The sequence below is a fragment of the Kitasatospora sp. NPDC088134 genome, from assembly GCF_044741705.1.
In the GTDB taxonomy this organism is placed as follows: domain Bacteria; phylum Actinomycetota; class Actinomycetes; order Streptomycetales; family Streptomycetaceae; genus Kitasatospora.
In genome coordinates this window covers 241,150-263,680 of record NZ_JBIUTD010000003.1, presented here as the reverse complement: position 1 = coordinate 263,680, position 22,531 = coordinate 241,150, and the positions used below count along the sequence as shown (strand labels likewise).

At 74.8% G+C, this 22,531-nt stretch carries 18 protein-coding genes; 9 read left to right on the top strand and 9 right to left on the bottom strand.

Annotated features, from left to right (window positions below):
• Positions 1–93: 93 nt before the first annotated feature.
• Positions 94–1,089, top strand: coding sequence for a polysaccharide deacetylase family protein (locus tag ACIOHG_RS07005; RefSeq protein WP_400946276.1), 996 nt, complete (start codon positions 94–96; stop codon positions 1,087–1,089).
• A gap of 55 nt (positions 1,090–1,144) precedes the next feature.
• Here ACIOHG_RS07005 and ACIOHG_RS07000 read toward each other — a convergent pair whose 3' ends face one another.
• Positions 1,145–1,852, bottom strand: coding sequence for an exonuclease domain-containing protein (locus ACIOHG_RS07000; protein ID WP_400946273.1), 708 nt, complete (start codon positions 1,850–1,852; stop codon positions 1,145–1,147).
• 115 nt (positions 1,853–1,967) lie between these two features.
• On the bottom strand, positions 1,968–3,212 hold the full coding sequence (locus ACIOHG_RS06995) for an SAV2148 family HEPN domain-containing protein (protein ID WP_400946271.1): 1,245 nt from the start codon (positions 3,210–3,212) through the stop codon (positions 1,968–1,970).
• A gap of 399 nt (positions 3,213–3,611) precedes the next feature.
• Here ACIOHG_RS06995 and glgX point away from each other — a divergent pair, with 399 nt between their 5' ends.
• From glgX to treZ, 4 genes are all read left to right on the top strand, one after another.
• Positions 3,612–5,750: a glycogen debranching protein GlgX gene (gene glgX, locus ACIOHG_RS06990; RefSeq protein ID WP_400946269.1), complete on the top strand. Its 2,139-nt coding sequence runs from the start codon at positions 3,612–3,614 to the stop codon at positions 5,748–5,750.
• A 276-nt stretch (positions 5,751–6,026) separates the two neighbouring features.
• Entirely contained in the window at positions 6,027–6,860 is an 834-nt protein-coding gene (locus ACIOHG_RS06985) for an SDR family oxidoreductase (RefSeq protein ID WP_400946267.1), read from the top strand.
• A 93-nt stretch (positions 6,861–6,953) separates the two neighbouring features.
• Complete coding sequence (treY, locus tag ACIOHG_RS06980) at positions 6,954–9,329, top strand: malto-oligosyltrehalose synthase (RefSeq protein WP_400946264.1); 2,376 nt, start codon at positions 6,954–6,956, stop codon at positions 9,327–9,329.
• Complete coding sequence (gene treZ / locus ACIOHG_RS06975; RefSeq protein WP_400946261.1) at positions 9,329–11,074, top strand: malto-oligosyltrehalose trehalohydrolase; 1,746 nt, start codon at positions 9,329–9,331, stop codon at positions 11,072–11,074. Before treY ends, treZ begins: the two co-directional genes overlap by 1 nt.
• Before the next feature lie 64 nt (positions 11,075–11,138).
• Here the strand turns inward: treZ and ACIOHG_RS06970 are convergent, their stop codons facing one another.
• Both ACIOHG_RS06970 and ACIOHG_RS06965 read right to left on the bottom strand, forming a co-directional pair.
• Complete coding sequence (locus tag ACIOHG_RS06970) at positions 11,139–12,044, bottom strand: transketolase family protein (RefSeq protein WP_400946259.1); 906 nt, start codon at positions 12,042–12,044, stop codon at positions 11,139–11,141.
• 18 nt (positions 12,045–12,062) lie between these two features.
• Positions 12,063–12,788 carry a transketolase gene (locus ACIOHG_RS06965; RefSeq protein WP_400946257.1) on the bottom strand — a complete coding sequence of 242 codons (726 nt, stop codon included), beginning with the start codon at positions 12,786–12,788 and terminating at the stop codon, positions 12,063–12,065.
• A 66-nt stretch (positions 12,789–12,854) separates the two neighbouring features.
• Between ACIOHG_RS06965 and soxR the strand changes: the two genes are divergently transcribed.
• The 3 genes from soxR (at position 12,855) to ACIOHG_RS06950 (ending at position 15,347) form a co-directional block, all read left to right on the top strand.
• Positions 12,855–13,352, top strand: coding sequence for a redox-sensitive transcriptional activator SoxR (gene soxR / locus ACIOHG_RS06960; protein WP_400946255.1), 498 nt, complete (start codon positions 12,855–12,857; stop codon positions 13,350–13,352).
• 221 nt (positions 13,353–13,573) lie between these two features.
• Entirely contained in the window at positions 13,574–14,389 is an 816-nt protein-coding gene (locus tag ACIOHG_RS06955) for an SAM-dependent methyltransferase (RefSeq protein ID WP_400946694.1), read from the top strand.
• A 121-nt stretch (positions 14,390–14,510) separates the two neighbouring features.
• Positions 14,511–15,347 (top strand): sulfurtransferase, encoded by an 837-nt coding sequence (locus ACIOHG_RS06950; protein WP_400946253.1) that lies wholly within the window; start codon positions 14,511–14,513, stop codon positions 15,345–15,347.
• Between the two features lie 60 nt (positions 15,348–15,407).
• Here ACIOHG_RS06950 and ACIOHG_RS06945 read toward each other — a convergent pair whose 3' ends face one another.
• From ACIOHG_RS06945 to coaE, 3 genes are all read right to left on the bottom strand, one after another.
• A complete protein-coding gene (locus ACIOHG_RS06945) occupies positions 15,408–15,905 on the bottom strand; it encodes a TIR domain-containing protein (RefSeq protein ID WP_400946251.1) in 498 nt (165 codons plus the stop codon).
• Between the two features lie 76 nt (positions 15,906–15,981).
• On the bottom strand, positions 15,982–17,217 hold the full coding sequence (locus ACIOHG_RS06940) for a multiprotein-bridging factor 1 family protein (protein ID WP_400946248.1): 1,236 nt from the start codon (positions 17,215–17,217) through the stop codon (positions 15,982–15,984).
• Between the two features lie 234 nt (positions 17,218–17,451).
• A complete protein-coding gene (gene coaE / locus ACIOHG_RS06935; protein ID WP_400946246.1) occupies positions 17,452–18,048 on the bottom strand; it encodes a dephospho-CoA kinase in 597 nt (198 codons plus the stop codon).
• A 253-nt stretch (positions 18,049–18,301) separates the two neighbouring features.
• Between coaE and ACIOHG_RS06930 the strand changes: the two genes are divergently transcribed.
• Positions 18,302–19,216: an alkaline phosphatase family protein gene (locus ACIOHG_RS06930; protein WP_400946244.1), complete on the top strand. Its 915-nt coding sequence runs from the start codon at positions 18,302–18,304 to the stop codon at positions 19,214–19,216.
• Between the two features lie 140 nt (positions 19,217–19,356).
• On the opposite strand, the gene ACIOHG_RS06925 is transcribed toward ACIOHG_RS06930, so the two are convergent.
• Together ACIOHG_RS06925 and ACIOHG_RS06920 are read right to left on the bottom strand one after the other, a co-directional pair.
• Entirely contained in the window at positions 19,357–20,001 is a 645-nt protein-coding gene (locus ACIOHG_RS06925) for an MBL fold metallo-hydrolase (RefSeq protein ID WP_400946242.1), read from the bottom strand.
• 30 nt (positions 20,002–20,031) lie between these two features.
• Positions 20,032–22,308 carry an MMPL family transporter gene (locus ACIOHG_RS06920; RefSeq protein ID WP_400946239.1) on the bottom strand — a complete coding sequence of 759 codons (2,277 nt, stop codon included), beginning with the start codon at positions 22,306–22,308 and terminating at the stop codon, positions 20,032–20,034.
• Between the last annotated feature and the right edge of the window lie 223 nt (positions 22,309–22,531).

Here is a 22,531-nt window from a genome sequence, read left to right as displayed (position 1 = left end):
ACACCCGGACGGAACCACTTCGTTCGTACCTGGCGTCGTATCCGACCAGACGCCCCGTCCCAGGGCGGCCGGTACGACGTCAGGAGTCGTTCCATGGTGAATTCCCGCATATCCGCCCGCCGTCGTCCTCTGCTGCTCGGCGCCTGCGCGCTGCTCGCCCCCGCCCTGCTGGTGGCCTGCGGCACATCCGGCTCCCCCTCCGCGACGGGGGACGCCGCGCAGCGCCCGGGCACGCCGGGCGCCAGTGCCGGCACGAGTGCGAGTACGACCGGCGCGGCGGGCGGGAGCTCCGTGGCGGCCCGGCCGACGCCGCACGAGGGCGGCGCGTCCTCGGCCGTCCCGGACGCGGACCCCTCCTCGGACGCCCCGTCCCCGCACCGGGCGCCCGGCGCGCCGCGCAGTTCGGCGAGCCCCTCCGCCACGGCCACCCCGGCCACCCCGACCGGCAGCAGCCCGGCCACCGCCTCCGCCGACCCGAACCCCGCCCCGGCCGGCGGCGTGCTGCGGCACACCGCCTCCGGCGGGAAGACCGTGGCGCTGACCTTCGACGACGGCCCGGGCCCGGCCACCGGCCAGGTGCTGGACCTGCTGGCGCAGTACGGCGCGAAGGCGACGTTCTGCGAGATCGGCGCCAACGCGAAGGCGCACCCGGCGGCGGTGCAGCGGATCGTCGCCGAGGGCCACCGGCTGTGCGACCACACGGTGGACCACCCGCAGCCGATGCACAAGCAGTCCCACCAGCAGCAGGTCGCGGAGATCGCCGACGCCCGGACGATGATCGTGAACGCGGCCGGGACCGACCCGGCCGTCACCTGGTGGCGCGCCCCGGGCGGCGACTTCACCGCCGAGAACGAGCGGATCGGCGCCGACCTGGGCATGAAGTCGCTGGGCTGGACGGTCGACCCGCGCGACTGGTCCCGCCCGGGTGTCCCGGCGATCGTCTCCACCGTGCAGCAGACTCTGCGCCCGGGCGGCGTGGTGCTGATGCACGACGGCGGCGGCGACCGCAGCCAGACCGTGGCGGCGCTCAAGCAGCTGCTGCCCTGGCTGGTCGCGCAGGGCTACACCTTCGACTTCCCGCAGTCCTGACGGCCCGTCACCGCCCCCTCGGCCGGCCCCCTCGGTCGGCGTCCCAGGACGCAGCCTAGGACGCGGCCTTGAGCGGCCAGCGCGGGTCGACCACGGCCGCCGGGTCCTTGCGGCGCAGCCAGCTCTGCAGGTCGGTGGCCCAGGCCCGGTACCAGTCGATCTGCCGCCGGTGCAGTTCGTCCAGCGGCAGGTCGCCGGCCTGGTCCGGGTAGCGGTGGCCGAGCGCGACGGCGACCCGGACGGCGGCCAGCGCGTCGCTGCCGGCCTCGTGCGCGTCGCGCAGTTCGACGCCGTAGACCTCGCAGACCCGCTGCAGGGTGCGCGAGCCCTTGCGGTACTTGTCCAGGGCGCGGTCGACGACCATCGCGTCGACCACGGGGGTGACGGGGCCGCCGAGGCGGTCGGCCAGCGTGGGCAGGCCGTGGCGGCGCAGCTCGGCGTCGAGCAGCGAGAGGTCGAACGGGGCGTTGAAGGCGACCACCGGCCGGCCCGCGGCGAGCCGTTCGGCCAGGGCGCGGGCGATCTCCTCGATCGCCTCGGCGGCGGGCCGGCCCTGGGCGCGGGCCCGGTCGTCGGTGATGCCGTGGATCGCGGCGGCCTCGGCGGGTATCGGGACGCCCGGGTCGAGCAGCCAGCTGGTGACGGCCTCGACGCCCCCGCCGAGGGTGTCGACCACCGCGGCGGTGACGATCCGCGACTCCTCCGGGTCGGTGCCGGTGGTCTCCAGGTCGAAACCGGTGAGCGGCCCCTTCCACCAGGTCATGGGGGTGTGTCCTTCCGTCGGCACTGCCACATTCCGTCCATCATCGCCTGCCGCAGTGACAGCCTCCACGGCGCGTCCGCCCCGCGGCCGGGTCGGCGGGCGGCCCCGGCGCAGGTCAGGACACCGGCCGGGAGTCGCCCCAGAGGCCCTCGAACTCCTCCCGGTAGACCTCCAGCAGCCCGGGTTCGGTGCCGCCGGACTCCTGTCCGGCGCCGCCGCGCAGCACCAGGGCGGGCGACTCGATGCCGCGGGCCCCGCGCAGGTAGGGCTGGACCACGCCGAGGTCGGTGGAGCGGCGCCGGCCGCCCGCGCCGGTCACCCGGGGGCCCTCGACCAGGTAGGCGGTGAACCGGGGCAGTTCGTCGAACACCCGGATCTCGAAGCTCCCCTGGTCCCGCAGCCGGGCCCTGACCCGCCGCACGTGCATGATGTTCATCTCCACCGAGCGGCCCAACTCGCCGCGCCCGAGGCCGAGTTCGCGTTCACGTCGGCGGACGGCGCTGCTCGCCGGGTTGAGGAACAGCAGCCGGACCCGGCAGCCCTCGGCGGCCAGCCGGACCAGCCGCTTGCCGGTGTAGTTCTGGCAGAGCATGCCCAGGCCGATGCCGACCGCGTCCAGTCGGCGGGCGCCCTCCAGCAGGTCCTCCACCGGCAGGTCGCGCTGCAGCCGGACCCGGTCGGCGTGCACCGCGACCACGTCGGCGTACCGGCCGGCCACCAGTTCCTCGACCACGTCGGCGGGCACCCCGCCGTGCGCGCCGTCGAGCAGCGCCAGCAGCCGGGCGGCGGCCCGCTCGGTCTGGTCGAGGACGGTCTGCGACAGCGCCCGGTTGCGGGAGACCACGTGCCGGGCGACCTCCAGCTCGTCCAGCGCCAGCTCGATCTCCCGGCGGTCCACCAGGTGCGGTTCGAAGCACGGCCAGTGCTGCACCATCAGTTCGCGCAGCTGGGGCAGCGTCAGGAAGACCAGCGGGTCGTCGTCGACCGGGTCCAGCAGGTAGCCCTTGCGGCGGGAGACCTCGCGGATCGCGGCGGCCCGGTGCACCCACTCCTCGCCGACCGGGCCGGCCGCGGCGGTCACCCACTCCTCGCCGTGCGCGGGCGCGTAGACGGGGCGCAGCACCTCGTCGACCAGGGCGCGCATCCGCTGCTCGACCAGGTTGAGCCAGACGTAGGCGCGGCCGGCCAGCCGGACCCGGCGGTAGGCGTCGTCCCACCGGTCGACGGCCCAGCCGGGCGGCATCCCCTCGGCGGTGCCCGGCGGCGGGGGGAGCGGGCCGCGCCCGCCGCGGACCACCAGCGTCGGGGCCTCGCTGCTCCCGGCGCGCGGGTCCTGGCCGTCGCCGGAGGGGAACCCCATCCGCTACCTCACCTCTCGTCCGCCGCCCACCGGGTGACGGCGCGTCCGCTGGAATCCCTCCACCGCGGCGCCGCCGGCGCACCGCATGGGCCCGGGGCTCGCATTCCGGACGATCAAGGGTATCGCCCGGTGCGGCCGGGCCGCAGCCCTCTCTACAGCAACCGGACCGGCCCTCGACGGTCCGTCACCGGGCGGCCACGCCACGCCGACGGGCCGACCCGCCAGGACACCCGTTCGGGCGAACCACGCGCGGATGGGCGCGGAGTTCGGGCCGCCGTCGGTGAGTATGCGGATGTGCCGTGCGTCACCTGGTTGCCGCCCCGCACATGGCCGGGCGCTCCGCCGGGAAGACCCCGCGCGAGCGCCAGTTCACGTCCGGTACAAGGAAGTTGGGGACACATGCAGGTCTGGCCGGGGCAACCGTATCCGCTCGGCGCCACCTACGACGGGGCGGGCACCAACTTCGCCGTGTTCTCCGAGAGCGCGGACCGGATCGAACTCTGCCTGATCGCCGAGGACGGCACCGAGACGGTGGTCGAACTCCGCGAGACCGACGCCTTCGTCCGGCACGCCTACCTCCCGGGCGTCCAGCCGGGGCAGCGCTACGGCTTCCGGGTGCACGGCCCGTTCCAGCCCGGCCTCGGCCAGCGGCACAACGCCTCGAAGCTGCTGCTCGACCCGTACGCGAAGGCGATGAGCGGCCACATCGACTGGGACGAGTCGGTGTACGGCTACCACTTCGGCGCGCCGGAGCGGCGCAACGACCTGGACTCGGCCGCGCACACCATGCACTCGGTGGTGATCAACCCGTACTTCGACTGGGGCACCGACCGGCCGCCGCGCACCGACTACCACCGCACCGTGGTCTACGAGTCGCACGTCAAGGGCCTGACCAAGCTGCACCCGGACGTCCCCGAGGAGATCCGCGGCAGCTACGCGGGCCTGGCCCACCCGGCGGTGATCGAGCACCTGGCGAAGCTCGGCGTCACCGCGATCGAGCTGATGCCGGTGCACCAGTTCGTCCGCGACCACCGGCTGCGCGACCTGGGCCTGTCCAACTACTGGGGCTACAACACGATCGGCTTCTTCGCCCCGCACTCCTCGTACTCCTCCACCGGCGACCGCGGCCAGCAGGTGCAGGAGTTCAAGTCGATGGTCAAGGCGCTGCACGCGGCCGGCATCGAGGTCATCCTCGACGTGGTCTACAACCACACCGCCGAGGGCAACCACCTCGGCCCGACGCTGTCCTTCCGCGGCCTGGACAACGCCTCCTACTACCGGCTCGCCCGGGACCAGCGCTTCTACGAGGACACCACCGGCACCGGCAACTCGCTGCTGATGCGCAGCCCGCACGTGCTCCAGATGATCATGGATTCGCTGCGCTACTGGGTCACCGAGATGCACGTGGACGGCTTCCGCTTCGACCTGGCCGCGACGCTGGCCCGCCAGTTCCACGAGGTCGACCGGCTGTCCTCCTTCTTCGACCTGGTGCAGCAGGACCCGGTCGTCTCGCAGGCCAAGCTGATCGCCGAGCCCTGGGACCTCGGCGAGGGCGGCTACCAGGTCGGCAACTTCCCGCCGCTGTGGACCGAGTGGAACGGCAAGTACCGGGACACCGTCCGCGACTTCTGGCGCGGCGAGCCCGCGACGATGGCCGAGTTCGGCTCCCGGCTGACCGGCTCCTCCGACCTCTACCAGGACGACGGCCGCCGCCCGATCGCCTCGATCAACTTCGTCACCTGCCACGACGGCTTCACGCTGCGCGACCTGGTCTCCTACAACGACAAGCACAACGAGGCCAACCACGAGGACAACCGGGACGGCGAGTCGCACAACCGCTCCTGGAACTGCGGTGCCGAGGGCGACACCACCGACCCGGCCGTCCTCGACCTGCGGGCGCGTCAGCAGCGCAACATGATCGCCACCCTGATGCTCTCCCAGGGCGTCCCGATGCTCGCCCACGGCGACGAGCTGGGCCGCTCCCAGCGCGGCAACAACAACGCCTACTGCCAGGACTCCGAACTCACCTGGGTACGCTGGCCCGGCACCCCCGCCTCCCCCGAGCAGCCCGACCCGGCCGACGCGAAGCTGTTGGAGTTCACCCAGGGCATGATCTGGCTCCGCCGCGACCACCCGGTCTTCCGCCGCCGCCGCTTCTTCCACGGCCGCCCGGTCTCCGGCACCCGCGACGACCTCACCGACATCGCCTGGTTCACCCCCGCCGGCGAGGAGATGACCCAGCAGGACTGGTCCACCTCCTACGCGAAGTCGCTGACCGTCTTCCTCAACGGCAACGCCATCTCCGAACCCGACCGCCGCGGCGGCAAGATCGTCGACGACTCCTTCCTCCTCCTCTTCAACGCCCACTTCGAACCGCTCACCTTCACCGTCCCCGCCGACCACGGCGCCGCCTGGCAACTCGTCGTCGACACCTCCCTTCCCACCCTCCCCCCGCCGGGCACCGGCCCCCGCGTCAAGGCCGGCGACACCCTCCGCCTCCTCGACCGCTCCCTGATGGTCCTCCAACGCCCGGCGTAGGACTCGCCCACAGGGGCCCGGGGAGCGAAGCTCCAGGGGCCCGGGGAACGGCGGGGCCGAGGGGCTGGCGTCCGACGGGCTGCGAGGCGCCACCCCGTTTCGGGCCGAAGGTCTTTCGGCCGACGCCCCGTCGCGCCCCACTGTGCTCCGGCGCATCGCCCCTCTCGGCCCCGCCGTTCCCCGGGCCCCTGATTTCGCACCCTCGTCCGCCTAAGAGTCTCCGAATCCGGGTACCTCCCCGTCCGGCAGGAAGCCGCAGATCAAGGGGGGTACGAAGTGTCTCGCAACTGGTTGGTGACGGGCTGTTCGTCCGGTCTCGGACTCGCGCTGGCGCGGGCCGTGCTGGAGGCCGGGGACGCGCTGGTGGCGACGTCCAGGGGGGATTCGCCGCTGGACGCCCTCGCCGAGGAGTTCCCGGGGCGGTTGGTGCGGGCGAGGCTGGAGCTGCGCGACCCGGAGCAGTGCGCGGCGGCCGTCGCCCTCGCGCAGGAGCGCCTCGGCGGTCTCGACGTCCTGGTGAACAACGCCGCCGTCGGCCTGTTCGGCGCGGTCGAGGAGGTCTCCGACGAGGAGCTGCGCGAGCAGCTGGAGGTGCTGGCGGTGGCCCCGTGGCGGATGGCCCGCCTGGTGCTGCCGGTGATGCGCGCCCAGGGCGGCGGCCACATCGTGAACGTCTCCTCGGTGGGCGGCCGGATGGCCTTCCCCGGCCTGGGGGCGTACGTCGCGGGTAAGTTCGCGCTGGAGGGCATGACGCTGGCGCTGGCGGCCGAGGCGGCCCCGTTCGGGGTGCGGGTGACGGCGGTGGAGCCGGGCGGGTTCGCCACCTCGTACGGGTCCTCGCTGGCCGAGACGGCGGTGAAGCTGCCGGCGTACGCGGAGGGCCTGGCGCCGATGCACGCCGCGCTGCGCGGCATGGCGGGCGACGCGGTGCTGAACCGCCCGGAGGTGTTCGCGCAGCTGGTGCTGCGGGCGGTGGCCGCGGAGTCCGGTCCGGTGCGGCTGCCGGTGGGGCCGGACGCGTACGCGATGCTGGAGGCCGCGCTGGCGGGCGAGGCCGCGGAGCTGGCGGCGGCCCGGGCGCTCGCCGAGGCCGCGCCCGACCCGGTCTGACGGTGGGTCACCTCCCGCCCGGCGGCGTACCGCGCCGCGCCCCGTTCGGCGCAGTGCGCGGTAGGCCTCCCCGTGTCCGGGTAGGGATCGGGTATGACGTCAGCCGCCGCACGCCCTCCGACGGCCAGTTACCGCCTGCAGCTGCAGCCGGAGTTCACCTTGGACGACGCCCGCCGGGCGGTGCCGTACCTGGCGGCGCTCGGCGTCTCGCACCTGCACCTGTCGCCGCTGCTGGAGGCCGCGCCGGGGTCGACGCACGGGTACGACACCGTCGACCACGGCCGGATCAGCGAGCAGTTGGGCGGCGAGGAGACGCTGCGCGCGCTGGCCGCGGAGGCGCACGGCCACGGCCTGGGCCTGATCGCGGACGTGGTGCCGAACCACATGGCGCTGCCGGTGCCGGAGCGGTTGAACGGCCCGCTGTGGGAGGTGCTGAAGAACGGCCCGGACGACCCGCACGCGGCCTGGTTCGACATCGACTGGACGTCCCAGCGGGGGCCGGTGGACGCCCCGGAGCGGGGGCGGCTGCTGCTGCCGCTGCTGGGCGATCGGCTGGGCGCGGTGCTGGACCAGCTGGTGGTGGACGGGGAGGTGCTGCGCTACCACGAGCACGCGTTCCCGCTGCGGCCCGGCACCGGCGGCCTGCCGCTGCCGGAGCTGCTGGCCCGCCAGTGGTACCGGCTCGCCTGGTGGCGGCTGGCGGACGAGGAGCTGAACTACCGCCGGTTCTTCACCGTGAACGAGCTGATCGCGGTGCGCACGGAGGTGCCGGAGGTCTTCGAGGCCACCCACGGGGTGCTGCTGCGGCTGCACCGGGAGGGGGTGCTGGACGGTTTCCGGATCGACCACCCGGACGGGCTGGCGGACCCGCGCGGCTACCTGCGGCGGCTCGCGGAGGCGAGCGGCGGGGCGTACACGGTGGTGGAGAAGATCCTCACCGGGGAGGAGCGGCTGCCCGCGGACTGGCCGTGCGCGGGCACCACCGGGTACGACGCGCTGCGCCGGATCGACGGGGTGCTGACGGACCGCCGGGGCGCGGAGAAGCTGGTGGCGGCCTACCGGCGGGACGTCGGGGAGCCGCTGGACGCGGCGGGGTCGGGCCGGGCGGGGCGGGCGGAGATGGTGGCGCCGGGCGGGGCGCTGTCGGCGGAGACGGCGCGGCTGGTCCGGCTGGTGGGGCGGATCTGCGCGGAGGGCCCGGAGCTGGCGGACCACTCGCCGCTGGCGGTGCGCCGGGCGCTGGAGGGGCTGCTGACGGAGTATCCGGCGTACCGGCCGTACGTGGTGCCGGGCGAGCCGGCCCCGCCGGAGGCGGTGGCCGTACTGGCACCGCCGGACGGGGCCCCGGCCACCGAGCGGCTGGTGCGGGAGCTGGCGCTGGGGCGGCTGGGCCGGTCGGCGGCCCGGGACGAGTTCTGCCTGCGGTTCGGGCAGACGGCGTCGGCGGTGGCGGCGAAGGGCGTGGAGGACACCGCGTTCTACCGGTTCAACGCGCTGCTGTCGCTGAACGAGGTGGGCGGCTTGCCGGAGCGCCCGGGAGTGTCGCCGGAGGCGTTCCACGCCTGGTGCGCCGAGCAGGAGCGGGAGTGGCCGGACGGGATGACGGCGCTGTCCACCCACGACACCAAGCGCAGCGCGGACGCCCGGGCCCGGCTGGCGGTGCTGGCGGAGCTGCCGGAGGTGTGGGCGGCGGAGTGCGCGGCCTGGACGCCGGCGGCGGGGCCGTGCCCGGACCGCTCCTCGGCCTGGCTGCTGTGGCAGACCCTGGTGGCGGCCTGGCCGCTGCCGGCGGAGCGGCTGGTCGGGGTGCTGGTGAAGTCGGCGCGGGAGGCGAAGCTGCGCACCTCGTGGAAGGAGCCGGACGAGGTCTTCGAGCGGCGGCTGACGGAGTACGCGCGCGGGGCGCTGGCCGATCCGGGGCTGTGTCCGCGGATCGCCGGGTTCGTCCGGCTGCTGGAGCCGTTCGCCCGGGTGAACTCGCTGTCGGCGGCGCTGCTGCACCTGCTGGTGCCGGGTGTGCCGGACCTGTTCCAGGGCGGCGAGGAGCCGCTGTACACGCTGGTCGACCCGGACAACCGGGCGCCGGTGGACCTGGGGGCGCTGGCGGTGCGGCTGACGGACTCGCCGGAGCCGCGCCCGGGCGACCTGGCCCGGGAGAAGCTGCACCTGACCACCACGGCCCTGCACCTGCGCCGTTCGGGCCCGCTGGGCTCGTACCGGCCGGTGGCGGGGCGGGGCCCGGCGGCGGAGCACCTGGTGGCGTTCGGGCGGGGCGAGCGGGTGCTGGCGGCGGCGACCCGGCTGCCGTACGGGCTGCACCGGGCGGGCGGCTGGGGGGACACCGTGCTGGAGCTGCCGACGGGCCGCTGGACCGACCTGCTGACGGACCGCCACTTCATCGGCGGGACGGTCGAACTGTCTTATCTTTTCCAGCAGTTGCCGGTGGCGCTGCTCGCGGAGGGGGCTTGATGCTCTACCAGGTGTGGGCGCCGGACGCCAAGGTGGTCGAGGTCGAGGTCGGGGCGATCCCGTACCTGCTGGAGCGCGACCCGGCCCGGCCGGGCTGGTGGCGCGGGGAGGGCCCGGACGGCGACTACGGCTTCCGGATCGACGGCGGCCGGGCGCTGCCCGATCCGCGCTCGGCGTGGCAGCCGGACGGGCCGGACGGGCTGAGCCGCCGGGTCGACCACGCGGCGTTCGCCTGGTCGGAGACGGCCTGGCGGGGCCGCCCGGTGGCGGGCGCGGTGCTGTACGAGCTGCACGTGGGGACGTTCACCCCGGCGGGCACCTTCGACGCGGCGGTGGAGAAGCTCGACCACCTGGTCGAACTGGGCGTGGACTTCGTCGAGTTGATGCCGGTGTGCGCCTTCCCGGGCCGCTCGGGCTGGGGCTACGACGGGGTGGCGCTGTGGGCGGTGCACGAGCCGTACGGCGGCCCGGACGGGCTGAAGCGCTTCGTGGACGCGGCGCACCGGCGCGGCCTGGGCGTGGTGCTGGACGTGGTGCACAACCACCTGGGCCCGTCCGGCAATTACCTGCCGCGGTTCGGCCCGTACTTCACCGACCGGCACCAGACCCCGTGGGGGTCGGCGGTGAACCTGGACGCGCCGGGCTCGGACGAGGTGCGGGCGTTCCTGGTCGGCAGCGCGCTGGCCTGGCTGCGCGACTACCGGATCGACGGCCTGCGGCTGGACGCGGTGCACGCCCTGGTGGACACCCGGGCGGTCCACTTCCTGGAGGAACTGGCCACCGAGGTGGAGAAGTTGGCGCAGGCGACCGGGCGTCCGCTGTTCCTGGTCGCCGAGTCCGACCTGAACGACCCGCGCACCACCGCCCCGCGCCCGGCGGGCGGGCAGGGCCTGACGGCGCAGTGGAGCGACGACTTCCACCACGCCCTGCACTGCCTGCTGACGGGCGAGTCGCAGGGCTACTACGCGGACTTCGCCGCCGACCCGTACGCGGCCGTGGCCAAGACCCTGACCCGGGGGTTCTTCCACGACGGGACGTGGTCCTCGTTCCGCGGCCGCTCGCACGGCCGCCCCTTCCCGGCCGAGTACGGGCACCGGCTGCTGGGCTACGCGCAGACCCACGACCAGATCGGCAACCGGGCCACCGGCGACCGGCTCTCGGCCGCGCTGCCGCCCGGCCGGCTGGCGGCGGCGGCCGCGCTGGTGCTGACCTCGCCGTTCACGCCGATGCTGTTCATGGGCGAGGAGTGGGGCGCCGGCACGCCGTGGCAGTACTTCACCGACCACACCGATCCGCGGCTCGCCGAGGCCGTCCGGCAGGGCCGCCGCCGGGAGTTCGCCGAGCACGGCTGGCGGGCCGAGGACGTCCCCGACCCGCAGGACCCGGCGACGGTGCGCGCCTCCACCCTGGACTGGTCCGAGCCCGGCCGCGCCCCGCACGCCGAACTGCTGTCCTGGTACCGGCAGTTGATCCGGCTGCGGCGGGCCGCCCCGGAGCTGTCGGACGGCGACCTGGGCGCGGTCGAGGTCCGGCACGACGCCGGGGCGGGCTGGCTGGCGGTGCACCGGGGCCGCTACCGGGTGCTGGTGCGGATCGGCGGCGACGGGCCGCCCGCCGCCCCGCTCGCCGTCCCGCTGGCGGGTGAACTCGCCGCACTGGAGGCGGTGTTCGGCGAGGTGGCGGCCGGGCCCGGCGGCACGCTGCTGCTCGGGCCGGACGCGGTGGCGGTGGCCCGCACCGCGTAGCGCGTCACCGAACCCGCCACCGAACCCGCCCGCGAACGCGCCACCGAGCGCCCCACCGGGCGCGTCAGCGCAGGAACTCGGCGATCCGGGCGTGCAGAGCGGCGGCGTCCAGGCCGTACGCGGCCAGGTGCTCGGGGATCGAGCCGTAGTGCCGGTGCTCCTCCTTCGGCACGCCCAACCCGAGGACGCGGTGCGGCAGTTCGGCCAGCGCCCGGTGCGCCTCGGCCGCCGAGGTGCCCGCCAGGTACGGTTCGACCAGCACCACGTCGGCCCGCTCGCCGAGCGCCGCCCGCAGGCCCGCCGCGTCGAACGGCCGCACGGTGGCCGCGTACAGCACCGTCACGTCCAGCATCTCGGTGGCCGCCAGCACCGCGTCCAGCATCGGGCCGACCGCCAGCACCACCCCGCGCGATCCCTGACGGACCGTCAGGAATTTTCCGGGGGAAACCGGTCGGGCGTCCCGGTTGCGGTGCGCGGAGAGTCGCACGTACTGCAGGGTGTCGCCGTCGGCGACGGCGTGCCGCAGCAGCAGGTCGGCCTCGGCCGGGTGGCCGGGCACGTGCACCTGCCAGCCGGGCAGGGTGTCCAGCAGGGCGACGTCGCCGGGCGCCATGTGGGTGCGGCCGCCGGCCGGCCAGTCGTAGGAGCCGGCCGCGCTCACCAGGACCGCGCCGACGCCCTGGTGCACCAGGTCCAACTTCACCTGCTCGAAGGGCCGTTCGATCAGGAAGCTGGCGAAGGTGTGCGCGATCGGGCGCAGCCCGGTCAGCGCCAGGCCGCCGGCCACGCCGATCAGCAGCTGCTCGCGGATGCCGACGTTCACCACCCGGTCGGGGTGCGCGCGGGCCGCCGCCGGGAACTGCGCCACCCCGATGTCGGCGAGCACCAGCGCGGTGCGCGGGTCCCGCTCCAGCAGCTCGGTGACCGTCAGCCCGAACTGCTCCCGCATCGTCCACTCCGTCGTCTCCATGTCCCCTTCTCCCCTCCGTCAGGCGTTCTTGGGTTCGGTGCGGGCCACCACCACGTGCGGGCGGCCCGGGTGCGGGGCGGTGAACGCCCGGTACAGCTGCTCGTGGTCGCGGCCGTCCACGGTGGCGGTCGACCAGCCCTCGCCGGCGAACCGGGCCGCGATGCCGCCGCTCCAGCCGTGCGTGGCCGAGGAGTTGTCGATCACCAGGGTGTGCAGCCGGTCCAGCCCGTACGCCCCGGCGAAGGCCACCGCCTCGTGGTTGGAGCCCTCGTCGAACTCGGCGTCCCCGATCAGCACCCACACCGCCGGGGCGTCCAGCCCCTGGGCGCGCAGGCCGAGCGCCGTGCCGACCGCCAGCGGCAGGCCGTGGCCCAGCGAGCCGGAGCCGATCTCCGCGCCGGACACCAGCAGCCGGTCCGGGTGGTGGCCCAGCGGCGAGTCGTAGGACCCGAAGCTGTGCAGCAGCTCCACCGGGAAGAAGCCCTTGGCCGCCAGCACCGCGTAGTACGCCATCGGGCCGTGGCCCTTGGACAGCAGGAACCGGTCCCGGTCCGGCGCGTCCACGTTCTCCGGGCCGACCTTCAGCACCCGGTCGTACAGCACCCAGAGCGCGTCCAGGGTGGAGTGCGCGGCCGGGGAGTGCTTCTCGTCGCCCGCCATCAGGGAGATCAGGTGCGGCAGTTCGGCGAATCCGCCGGGCCCGCCGAGTCCGCCGCCTGGAGTGCGTGTCGCTTCGCTCGTCATGGGAAGAGCATCCGACTTCAAGTGCGCTTGAAGTCAAGCGCCCGCTCCCGGGTATCCTGCGGACCCATGGCACCCTCCCGGCACGACGTCCTCACCATCGGCCAACTCGCCGAGCGCAGCGGCCTGGCCACCTCGGCGCTGCGCTACTACGAGAGCCTCGGGCTGATCCACTCCGCCCGCACCGCCGGGAACCAGCGCCGCTACCCGCGCTCGGCGCTGCGCCGGATCGCCTTCGTCCGGGCCGCCCAGCAGGTCGGCCTCAGCCTGGAGGAGGTCGCCACCGCGCTCGCCCGGCTCCCCGAGGACCGCGCGCCCAGCCAGCGGGAGTGGAACGCCGTCGCCGCCACCTGGCAGCACCGGATCGACCGGCAGATCACCGAACTCCAGCTGATGAAGGCCAAGTTGACGGGCTGCATCGGCTGCGGCTGCCTCTCGCTGACCCGCTGCGGCCTCTACAACGCGGACGACCGGGCCGCCCGCACCGGCCCCGGCGCCCGCTACCTGCTCACCCGCGACCCGGACGCGGGGCCCGAGCCGGGGACGGCGGACGCCCCCGGGGACTGAACCGCGGCGCGGAATTCCCAGGACGGCCGCCACCGTCCCTATATTCGAACAACTATGCGAATTTAATTCCGCCGGACATCGTGGACGATCCACTGCCCCACCGCCCACTTTGCCGGTCCGTTGTCACCGCGGATTCCCGGCCGTCTATGCTGCCCCCGAAAGCGCGTTCCGCTGACGGGGGAGCAGTTGTGACCGACCATCAGGAAATCCCGCTCGACTGGATGTCCGGCGACCAGAGCCCGCCGCCGTCCGCCGAGCTCCGCCCGGAAATCCCGCACCCGGCCCGGATGTACGACTACTACCTCGGCGGCAAGGACAACTTCCCCGCCGACCGGGCCGCCGCCGAACAGGTCGTCGCGCTCAGCCCGCTGGTGCGGATCAGCGCACAGGCGAACCGGGCCTTCCTGCAGCGGGCCGTCCGCTTCCTCGCCGAGTCCGGCGTCCGCCAGTTCCTGGACATCGGCACCGGCATCCCCTCCGCCGGGAACACCCACGAGATCGCGCAGTCCGTCGACCCGTCCGCCCGGGTCGCCTACCTCGACAACGACCCGATCGTGCTGGTGCACGGCCGGGCCCTGCTGGCCGGCGCCGAACCGGGCAGCGTCAGCGTCCTCCAGGCCGACCTGCGCGAACCCAAGGCGATCCTCGCCGACCCGGCCGTCCGCGACCTGCTCGACCTCGACCGCCCCGTCGCGCTCCAGCTCTTCGCCATCCTGCACTTCATCGACGACGCCGACGACCCGTACGCGATCGTCCGCACCCTGGTCGACGCGCTGCCCTCCGGCAGCTACCTGGCGCTCTCGCATGCCACCGGCGACTTCGTCCCCCAGGAGGACGCCGACCGCGGGCCCGCCATCTACCGCTCCGCCACCGCCCAGCTCACCATGCGCACCCGCGCACAGGTGCTGCGCTTCTTCGACGGCCTGGAGCTGCTGGAGCCCGGCCTGGTCACCGCCCCGCAGTGGCGGCCCGACCAGGAGCCGCAGGACACCGACGCCCAGGTGGCGATCTGGGCGGGCGTGGCCCGCAAGCCCTGACGGCCCCCGCTCCCCTCTGCTCCCCTCCGCACCGACCGGCGCACCGACCGGCGCACCGGCCTTCCGCGCGGCGGTGCGATCATGGGGCCCCGCACCGACCCGTTCGACGGAGCCGCCCGCCATGACCGCACTGCCGCTGCCCTCCCCCCTGGTGGACGCCGACTGGCTGGCCGCCCACCTCGACCACCCCGACCTGGTGGTCCTCGACGCCGGTGTCGGCGCGCACCGCGACGCGCCCGTCCGCATCCCCGGCGCCCGGGCCTTCGACCTCGACGGGGCGCTCTCCGACCACGCCTCGGACCTCCCGCACACCGTGCCGTCCCCCGCCGACCTCCAGCGCGAGCTGCGCGCCCTCGGCCTGCGCGACCGCTCCACCGCGGTGCTGTACGACGGCGCCGGCGTCTACTCCGCCCCGCGCGCCTGGTGGATGCTGCGCGCCGCGGGCTTCGACCGGGCCGCCGTCCTGGACGGCGGACTGCCCGCCTGGCGGGCCGCCGGACACCCCGTCACCGACCGGCAACTCCCCTGCTCCCCCGGCGACTTCACCGTCCGCCCGCGCCCGGGCCTGCTGCTCGACCGGGACGCCGTGGCCGCCGCCCTGACCGACCCCGGCACCGCCGTCCTGGACGCCCGCTCCCACGAGCGCTTCACCGGCGCCGCCCCCGAACCCCGCCCGCACCTGCGCCGCGGCCACCTGCCCGGCTCCACCAGCCTCCCCTTCACCGAACTGCTCACCCCCGACGGCCACTACCTCCCCCTCCCCGCCCTGCGCGCCCGCCTCGCCACCGCCACCGCCGGCCGCCCCCACCTGATCGCCTCCTGCGGCTCCGGCGTCACCGCCTGCGTCCTCGCCTTCGCCGCCCACCTCACCGGCCACCCCTCCCCCACCGTCTACGACGGCTCCTGGTCCGACTGGGGCCGCCCCGAAACCGGCCTCCCCGTCCGGACCGGGCCCTGACCGCGCGGCCGCGTTTCCGCGTTTCCGCCCTACCGCGCCGCCGCCTCTCCGCGGCTTCGTTCAACGCCCCCGCACGCCCGCGTCCGCCTCGGCCAACTCCGCTACGAGCGCGGCCAGTTCGTCGGCGATCCGGTTCAGGTCCGCGTGCGAGCTGCGCAGGTCCAGGCGGCGGTGCTGGCAGTCCGCGAGGGCGGTGAGCGGCTCGGGGAGGCGTTCGCGGCGCAGCCTCGGGGTGTCCCCCACCAGGACGGGCACCACCAGCGCGCCGACCGCGAAGGCCTCGACGATCTCGCGGCGCGGCCAGTCCTCCGGGTCCTCGACCGCGGGGCGGCCGTCCCGGCCCTGGATGTCGAACCAGCGCGGGCCGACCACCGCGAGCAGCACGGAACAGCCCCGCACCGCGGCGATCAGCTCCTCCGGGTAGCGACTGCCGGGCGCGATGGACTTGCTGGCCCGGAACACCCGCTCGCTGCCGAACCGGTAGGACAGCCCGTGGTCGAGCAGGGCGGCGACCGCCTCCTGGTCGCCGGTACGGTAGTTCACGAAGATCGCGGGCATGGTGCGCCGACCTCTCTGTGCGGGGGTGACCCGGCGGTGGTCCCGCCCGGGAAAGGGGAAACGGCCTGACGGAACGTCAGCAGCCGGTGAGCGCGCGCAGCAGCGCGGGCTGGAACGCGCGCACCGCCCGGTTGGCCCGGAACCGCCGCAGCTCGCGGTCGAGCCGCCGCAGGTCGGCGAGGACCGTCGCGGACGGGACGTCGGCGAGCGCGCCGAGCTCCCCGGCGGCGACGTCGCAGGCGTGCTCGGCCTCGCCGGCCCCGGCGTGTGCCAGGGCCCGGCGCAGGCCGTAGCGAATCCGGGCCCGGGTCGCGCTCGGCGGGATCCGGGCGTACTCGTGGTCGAGCACCTCGGCGGCGCGCCGGGCGTGGCCGAGGTCGAACAGGCACCAGCCGGTGGCCATCGCGGCCGGGTCGGCGAGGTTCCCGGTGCCGATCGGCGGCCCGTCGTCGTGGACGGCGGCGGCGGTGTCCAGCAGCACCTCGGCCCGTTCCAGGCTGCGCAGGCAGCGGGCCCGGTCGCCGCCGAGGGCGTGGCCCTGCGCCTCGCGGAGCGCGGCGAGGCCGCGGATGCGGGGCGGCAGCCGGCGGTCCTGGGCGGCGGTGGCGAGCGCGACGGTGGCGGCGACGTCCCCCGCGTAGAAGGTGATCAGGGCGCGCCGGACCAGGGCGTACCCGACGAGGTGCCGGTTGCCGCCGGCCCGGGCGAGCTCGGCGGCCCGCTCGGTGTGCGCGAGGGCGGCCCGCTGGTCGCCGGCCTCCTGCGCCATCCAGCCGCCGAACTCGATGAAGTGCGCGGCGATCAGCAGCAGTTCGGAGCGGACCCGGCCCTCGCAGCGCAGCGCCAGGCGCACCGCCGTCTCGCTCTGCGCCTGCAGCCCGGGGACCAGCAGCGCCGGGTCGAGGTGCTGGCCGAGCGCCCGGTAGTGGGCGAGCTGGGCCCGGAGCAGGGCGGGGACCTCGGGGGCGAGCGCGGTGGGCCGCAGCGGCGGCTCGGCGAGCACGCCCGGCCCGGGCAGGGCCACGAGCGCCGCCGCCCGGTCGCCGCGGGCACCGGGGCCGGAACCGCCGGGGCCGTCCACCCCCGGGCCGTCCGGTCCCGGGCGGGCGGCGAGTTGCTGGAGCCGGCCGTCGGCGCCGAGCAGCGCGTCGCAGCGGCGGGCGAGCTCCTGGGAGGCCCGGCGCTGGCCGCTCTCGACCTTGCTGAGGTAGCCCTTGCTGTAGCTGAGCTGCCGGGCGAGCCCTTCGAGCGAGAGGCCGCGCTCCTCGCGCAACCGGCGCAGTTCGGCCCCGAAGCGAGGGGACAGCAGCATGCCAAACCACCCCCTGGGTACGTCCCTGGCACAGGCCGGGAGAACGATTGGGAGCGCTCCCCGGCGCTCCGAGGGAATCTTGGCATGCAACTGATCGCTTCCGGAGCGTTACTCTGCGGTTTCCCGTTGCCAATTCCGCAGGCAGACCGGCCCCCGGCCCGGGCCGGCCCGCTCCGGGGCTACTGGCCACCGCCGGACGGACGCTCCGCCCGGGGGCGGGCCGGCAGCCTCCGCTCAGGCCGCGCGCCGCTCCAGCTGCTGCCACAACTCGTCGACCCGCTCGGTGAGTCGGGCCAGGTCACCGCTGTTGTCGAGGACCAGGTCGGCGACGGCGAGGCGGTCCTCGCGGGTGGCCTGGGCGGCCATCCGGGCCCGGGCCTCGTCCTCGGGCGTGCCGCGCAGTTCGACCAGGCGGCGCAGGCGCTCCTCGTCCGGGACGTCGACGACCACGACCAGGTCGTACAGCGGGGCGAGCCCGTTCTCGGCGAGCAGCGGGACGTCGTGCACCACGATCGCCTCCGGCCCGGCGGCGGACTCCAGTTCGGCGGAGCGGGCCCGGACCAGCGGGTGGACGATCGCGTTCAGCTTCGCCAGCCGGGCCGGGTCGGCGAACACGATCCGGCCCAGCGCGGGCCGGTCCAGGGTGCCGTCGGGGAGCAGCACCTCCGGCCCGAACTCGGCGGCGACGGCGGCCAGTCCGGGCGTCCCGGCGGCGACCACCTCACGGGCGATCAGGTCCGAGTCGACGATCACCGCGCCGTGCGCGGCCAGTTGGCGGGAGACCTCGCTCTTGCCCGCGCCGATCCCGCCCGTCAGTCCGATCCTCAGCATGCCGCCAGGTTACCGGCCCGTACGGCGGGGCGGGGCGACGGGCCCGCCGCCGGGGCGCGGGTGGGCCGCCGGCGCTCCGGCGCCGGGCCGCCCGCGAGGAGAGAGGAGAACGGCGGAAGAACTTCGCGGGAACACTCCGGCCGGTGCGCCAAGGGGCGTCCGGCGCCGGTTGTCCGTACAGCTTCGCGGGCCCGGACGCACGGGTTAAGGTGCCGCACAGCCGAGCCACCCTCGAACGATCGGAGCACCACCCGTGTCCAGCCTCTGGCCCGCCGGCCCGCGCCGGGTCCTGGTCGTCGGCATCGACGGCGTCCGCCTCGACCTGCTGCCGAGCCTGCGCACCCCGCACCTGGACGCGGTCGCCGCGGCCGGTTTCCTCGCTCCCGTCGAGGTGGACGACGCCACTCCGACCATGTCCGGGCCCTGCTGGGCGACGATCGCCACCGGCGTCGGCGTCGCCAAGCACGGCGTCTACGGCAACCACCTGGGCGGCCACCGGCTCGACGTCTTCCCGGACTTCACGACCCGCCTGGCCAAGACCCACCGCCGCCGCACCTTCGCGGTCGGCGGCTGGGAGCCGCTCTTCCTGGCCCGCGACGGCGGCCCGCTGTTCGCCGCCCCCGGCCGGCTCTCGTACATCGCCCCGCTGGAGGACACCCCCGAGGCGTGGGAGGTCTGCGACGAACGGGTCACCGCCGAGGCCGAGTACGTGCTGGCCCGCTCCGACGACGACCCGCAGGCCTCCTTCGTCTACCTCGGCGCGGTCGACGAGACGGCCCACTTCCGCGGCTGCGGCGAGGACTACCGCCGCTCGATCGAGACCGCAGACGCCCGCCTGGGCCGCCTGCTCGCCGCCCTCCGCGAACGCCCGACCTACGCCGCCGAGGAGTGGACGGTCATCGTGGTCACCGACCACGGCCACGTCGACGCGGGCGGCCACGGCGGCCGCACCCCCCTGGAGCGCACCGCCTGGATCGCCGCCGCCGGCCCCGGCATCACCCCCGGCGCCCCCGTCGGCCCGCTCCACCACACCGACGTCGCCGCCCACGTCTACGCCGCCCTGGAGATCGTCCCCGACCCGCACTGGACCCTGGAGGGCCGCCCGTTCCCGACGGCGGTCGCCGTCGAGACCGTTGCGGCGATCGAGGCAGTCGAGGCAGGCGCCTGACGTCCTGTCACGCAAGTGATGGCCCGTCAGTCCAGTGATGGGCCATCACTTCAGCGATGGGTCGCCACTAAGGTGACGGGTTGTCACTGAAGTGATGGGCCATCGCATCAGTTAGACCCTCTCCCGCCCATGACACCCTGTCAGGAAAGTTCGATCGTGTCACCCGCCACCAAGGTGCGGTACTCCGCGCCCCCGGTGCCCGGCCCCTGCGGGCCCAGCAGGCGGCCGTGAACGGCCTGGCCGGCCTCGCTGAGGGTGGCCTCGTGGATGGCGACGGCCTGGCGGGGGCGGGCGTCGCGCAGGTAGTCGACCAGCTCGCCGGCCCGCAGCCAGGGGGCGCCGAGCGGGAGCAGCAGGGTGTCGACGGTGTCCGGCGGAACGGTCAGCGCGTCACCGGGGTGGAAGACCCGGCCGCCGAGCACGAAGCCGATGTTCGGGAGCCGCGGAAGGTCCCGGTGGATCTCGGCGTGCCACTCGCCGTGCACGGTGACCGGCAGCCCCTCCAGGTCGAAGGCGTCGCCGTCGCCGACCACCGTCACCTTCGCCCCGATGCCCTCCAACTGCCGGGCCACCGCCCTGTTGGTGAACACCCGCAGGCCGGGATTGGCGTCCACGGCGGCGCGGACCCGGTCCTCCGTGAAGTGGTCGGCGTGCTCGTGGGTGATCAGCAGCGCGCTCACGCCCGCCACCACCTCGGGTTCGCTGAACATGCCGGGGTCGATCAGCACCGCCCCGCCCGCGTGCTCGATCCGGACGCAGGCATGGCCGAACTTCGTCAGTCGCATGCCACCCAGCCTACGGCGCCCGGCCCCGGGCTACGGCGCGCCGAGCAACTCGCCGACCGGCCGCTCCACCGAGGCGCCCACCCCGGCTCCCGGCCCCGCGCCCGCCCCCGCTGCCACCCCCGTTCCCGGCCCCGCCGGGCGCTGCGCCGGCAGCACCGCGGAGGCCAGCGGCGGCAGTTCGACGTGCTCGTCCAGGCCGATCAGGCCGTGCAGGCGGCGCAGCGGCGCGGGGGCCCACCAGTTGAGGCGGCCGAACAGGGTCATGGTGGCGGGCACCAGCAGGGTCCGGACCAGGGTGGCGTCCACCGCCACGGCGACCGCGAGCGCGATGCCCATCTGCTTGACCATCAGCATCTGTCCGGCGGCGAACCCGGCGAACACGATCACCATCAGCAGGCCGGCCGAGGTGATGATCCGCCCGCTGCGCTGCAGCCCGAGCTCGACCGACCGGGCGCAGTCGTGCCCCTGGTCGTGCAGTTCCTTGATCCGGGCGAGCAGGAACACCTCGTAGTCCATCGACAGCCCGAACGCGAAGGCGAACACCAGGACGGGGATGACGGTCTCCAGGCCGCCGGTCGGGGTGAACCCGAGCAGCCCGCTGAAGTACCCGTGCTGGAAGACCAGGGTCAGCGCGCCCAGCGAGGCGCCCAGCGAGAGGACGTTCATCAGCAGCGCCTTGACCGGCAGCACCACCGAGCCGGTCATCAGGAACAGCAGCACCAGCGTCCCGGCCGCGACCAGGCCGAGCGCCCACGGCCCGCGCGTCCCGATCTCGTGCTGGAAGTCGACCAGCGAGGCGGCGTCGCCCGTCACGTACGTCCGCAGGCCGCCCCGGTCCGCGCGCAGTTCGCCGACCACCCGCTTCGCGCCCTCGCCCTGCGGGTCGCCGTGCACCAGCACGTCGACGGTGGCGACCCGGTCCGAGACCGGCGCGACGGCCCGCACCCCGGAGACGCCGGGGAGCTTCGATACCACCCGGTCGGCGTAGTCCTGGGCCTGCTGCGCGGTGCCCTCGACCACGACCTGGACGGCGGCGGGGGCCTGCGCGGGGAAGCGGTCCCGCACCGTCTCGGCGACCTGCCGGGAGGCGAAGCTCTTCGGCAGCACGTCGGCGCCGGAATTGCGGAACTCCGAGCCCAGGAACGGCGCCCCGGCCGCCAGCAGCAGCGCCACGCAGGCCAGCATCACCGGGACCGCCCGGCGCTGCACCCGGCGCACCGTCCGGGAGAAGAAGCCCTCGTCGGGGACGGGCGCGGTCGGCGCCTTGATCCGGCGGCCCATGAAGCCCAGCAGCGCGGGGACGAGCGTCAGCGCCGCCGCCACCGCGATCACCACCACGCTGACGCCGGCCGCCCCGACGGCCCGGAACACGGGGCTGGTGAAGACGAACAGGCCGCTCAGCGCGACCGCGACCGTCAGGCCGGAGAACGCCACCGTCCGGCCGGCCGTCGCGGCGGTCCGCTCCACGGCCTGCGCGATGTCCGCGCCGTGGCCGCGCTCCTCCCGGAACCGGTTGACCATCAGCAGCGCGTAGTCGATCGACAGGCCGAGGCCGAGCACGGTGGCGATCGGCAGCACCGAGGTGTCGATGTCCATGATCCGGCTGAACCCGAACATCGCCAGCAGCGCCCCGCCCACCGAGGCGACCGCCCCGATCCCGGGCAGGCCCGCCGCGGCCAGGCCGCCGAACACCAGCACCATCACGATCAGGGTGAGCGGCAGGGTGACGAGCTCGCCGAACCGGGTGTCCTTCGCGGTCTGGTCCTTGACCTCCTGCTGGAGCACCAGGTCGCCGCCGACCACGGTGTGCGCCCCGGCGGCGGTGACCCGCTCCAGCCGGTCGGTCACCGCGGCGAGCTGCTTGGCCGTCGAGCCGTCCGCCATCCGCACGTTCACCAGCGAGGCCCGGCCGTCGCCCGCGGTCAGCTGTCCGCCGCTCGCGTAGGTGTCGGCCACCGAGACCACGCCCGGTAGCTTCGCCAGCTCCGCGCTCGCCTGTTCGACGGCCGCCCGGACGCCCGGGTCGTCGACCGCGGGGCCGTCCACCACGGCGGTGACGGTGCCCTGCACCGGGTCGGCGGCCTGCACCACCGAGGTGCCGCGCGCCGACTCCGAGCCACCGCTGCCGGTCGCCGCCACCGAGCCCTCGAACACCCGCCCGCCGATCAGCACCCCGGCCGCGAGCACCACCGCCCAGAACGCCAACACCCAACGACGGTGCCGGAAGCACCACCGCCCGAGCGCGGCCAGCCGGCCGGAAACCTGGGACGCCTGGACCTCTGCTGCGGTGGAGCGGGAGCTGCGCATGCGGGGGAACCTTTCGGACAAGTCCCCTCAATGTATGTGCGACCACCCGCTCGTCCTATAGCCGGACGATGAGCCTCATCTCACAATTCCCTTCACATAAACGACACTTAAGCCCCGCGCCACCCCCATGCGAGCAGGCAGCAAAAACAGCAACCCCCCGCCCAGGGAAACCCTGGAAGGGGGGTTGCTGTTACTCAGCTACGCAGCCGAAGCGCAGAGCTTG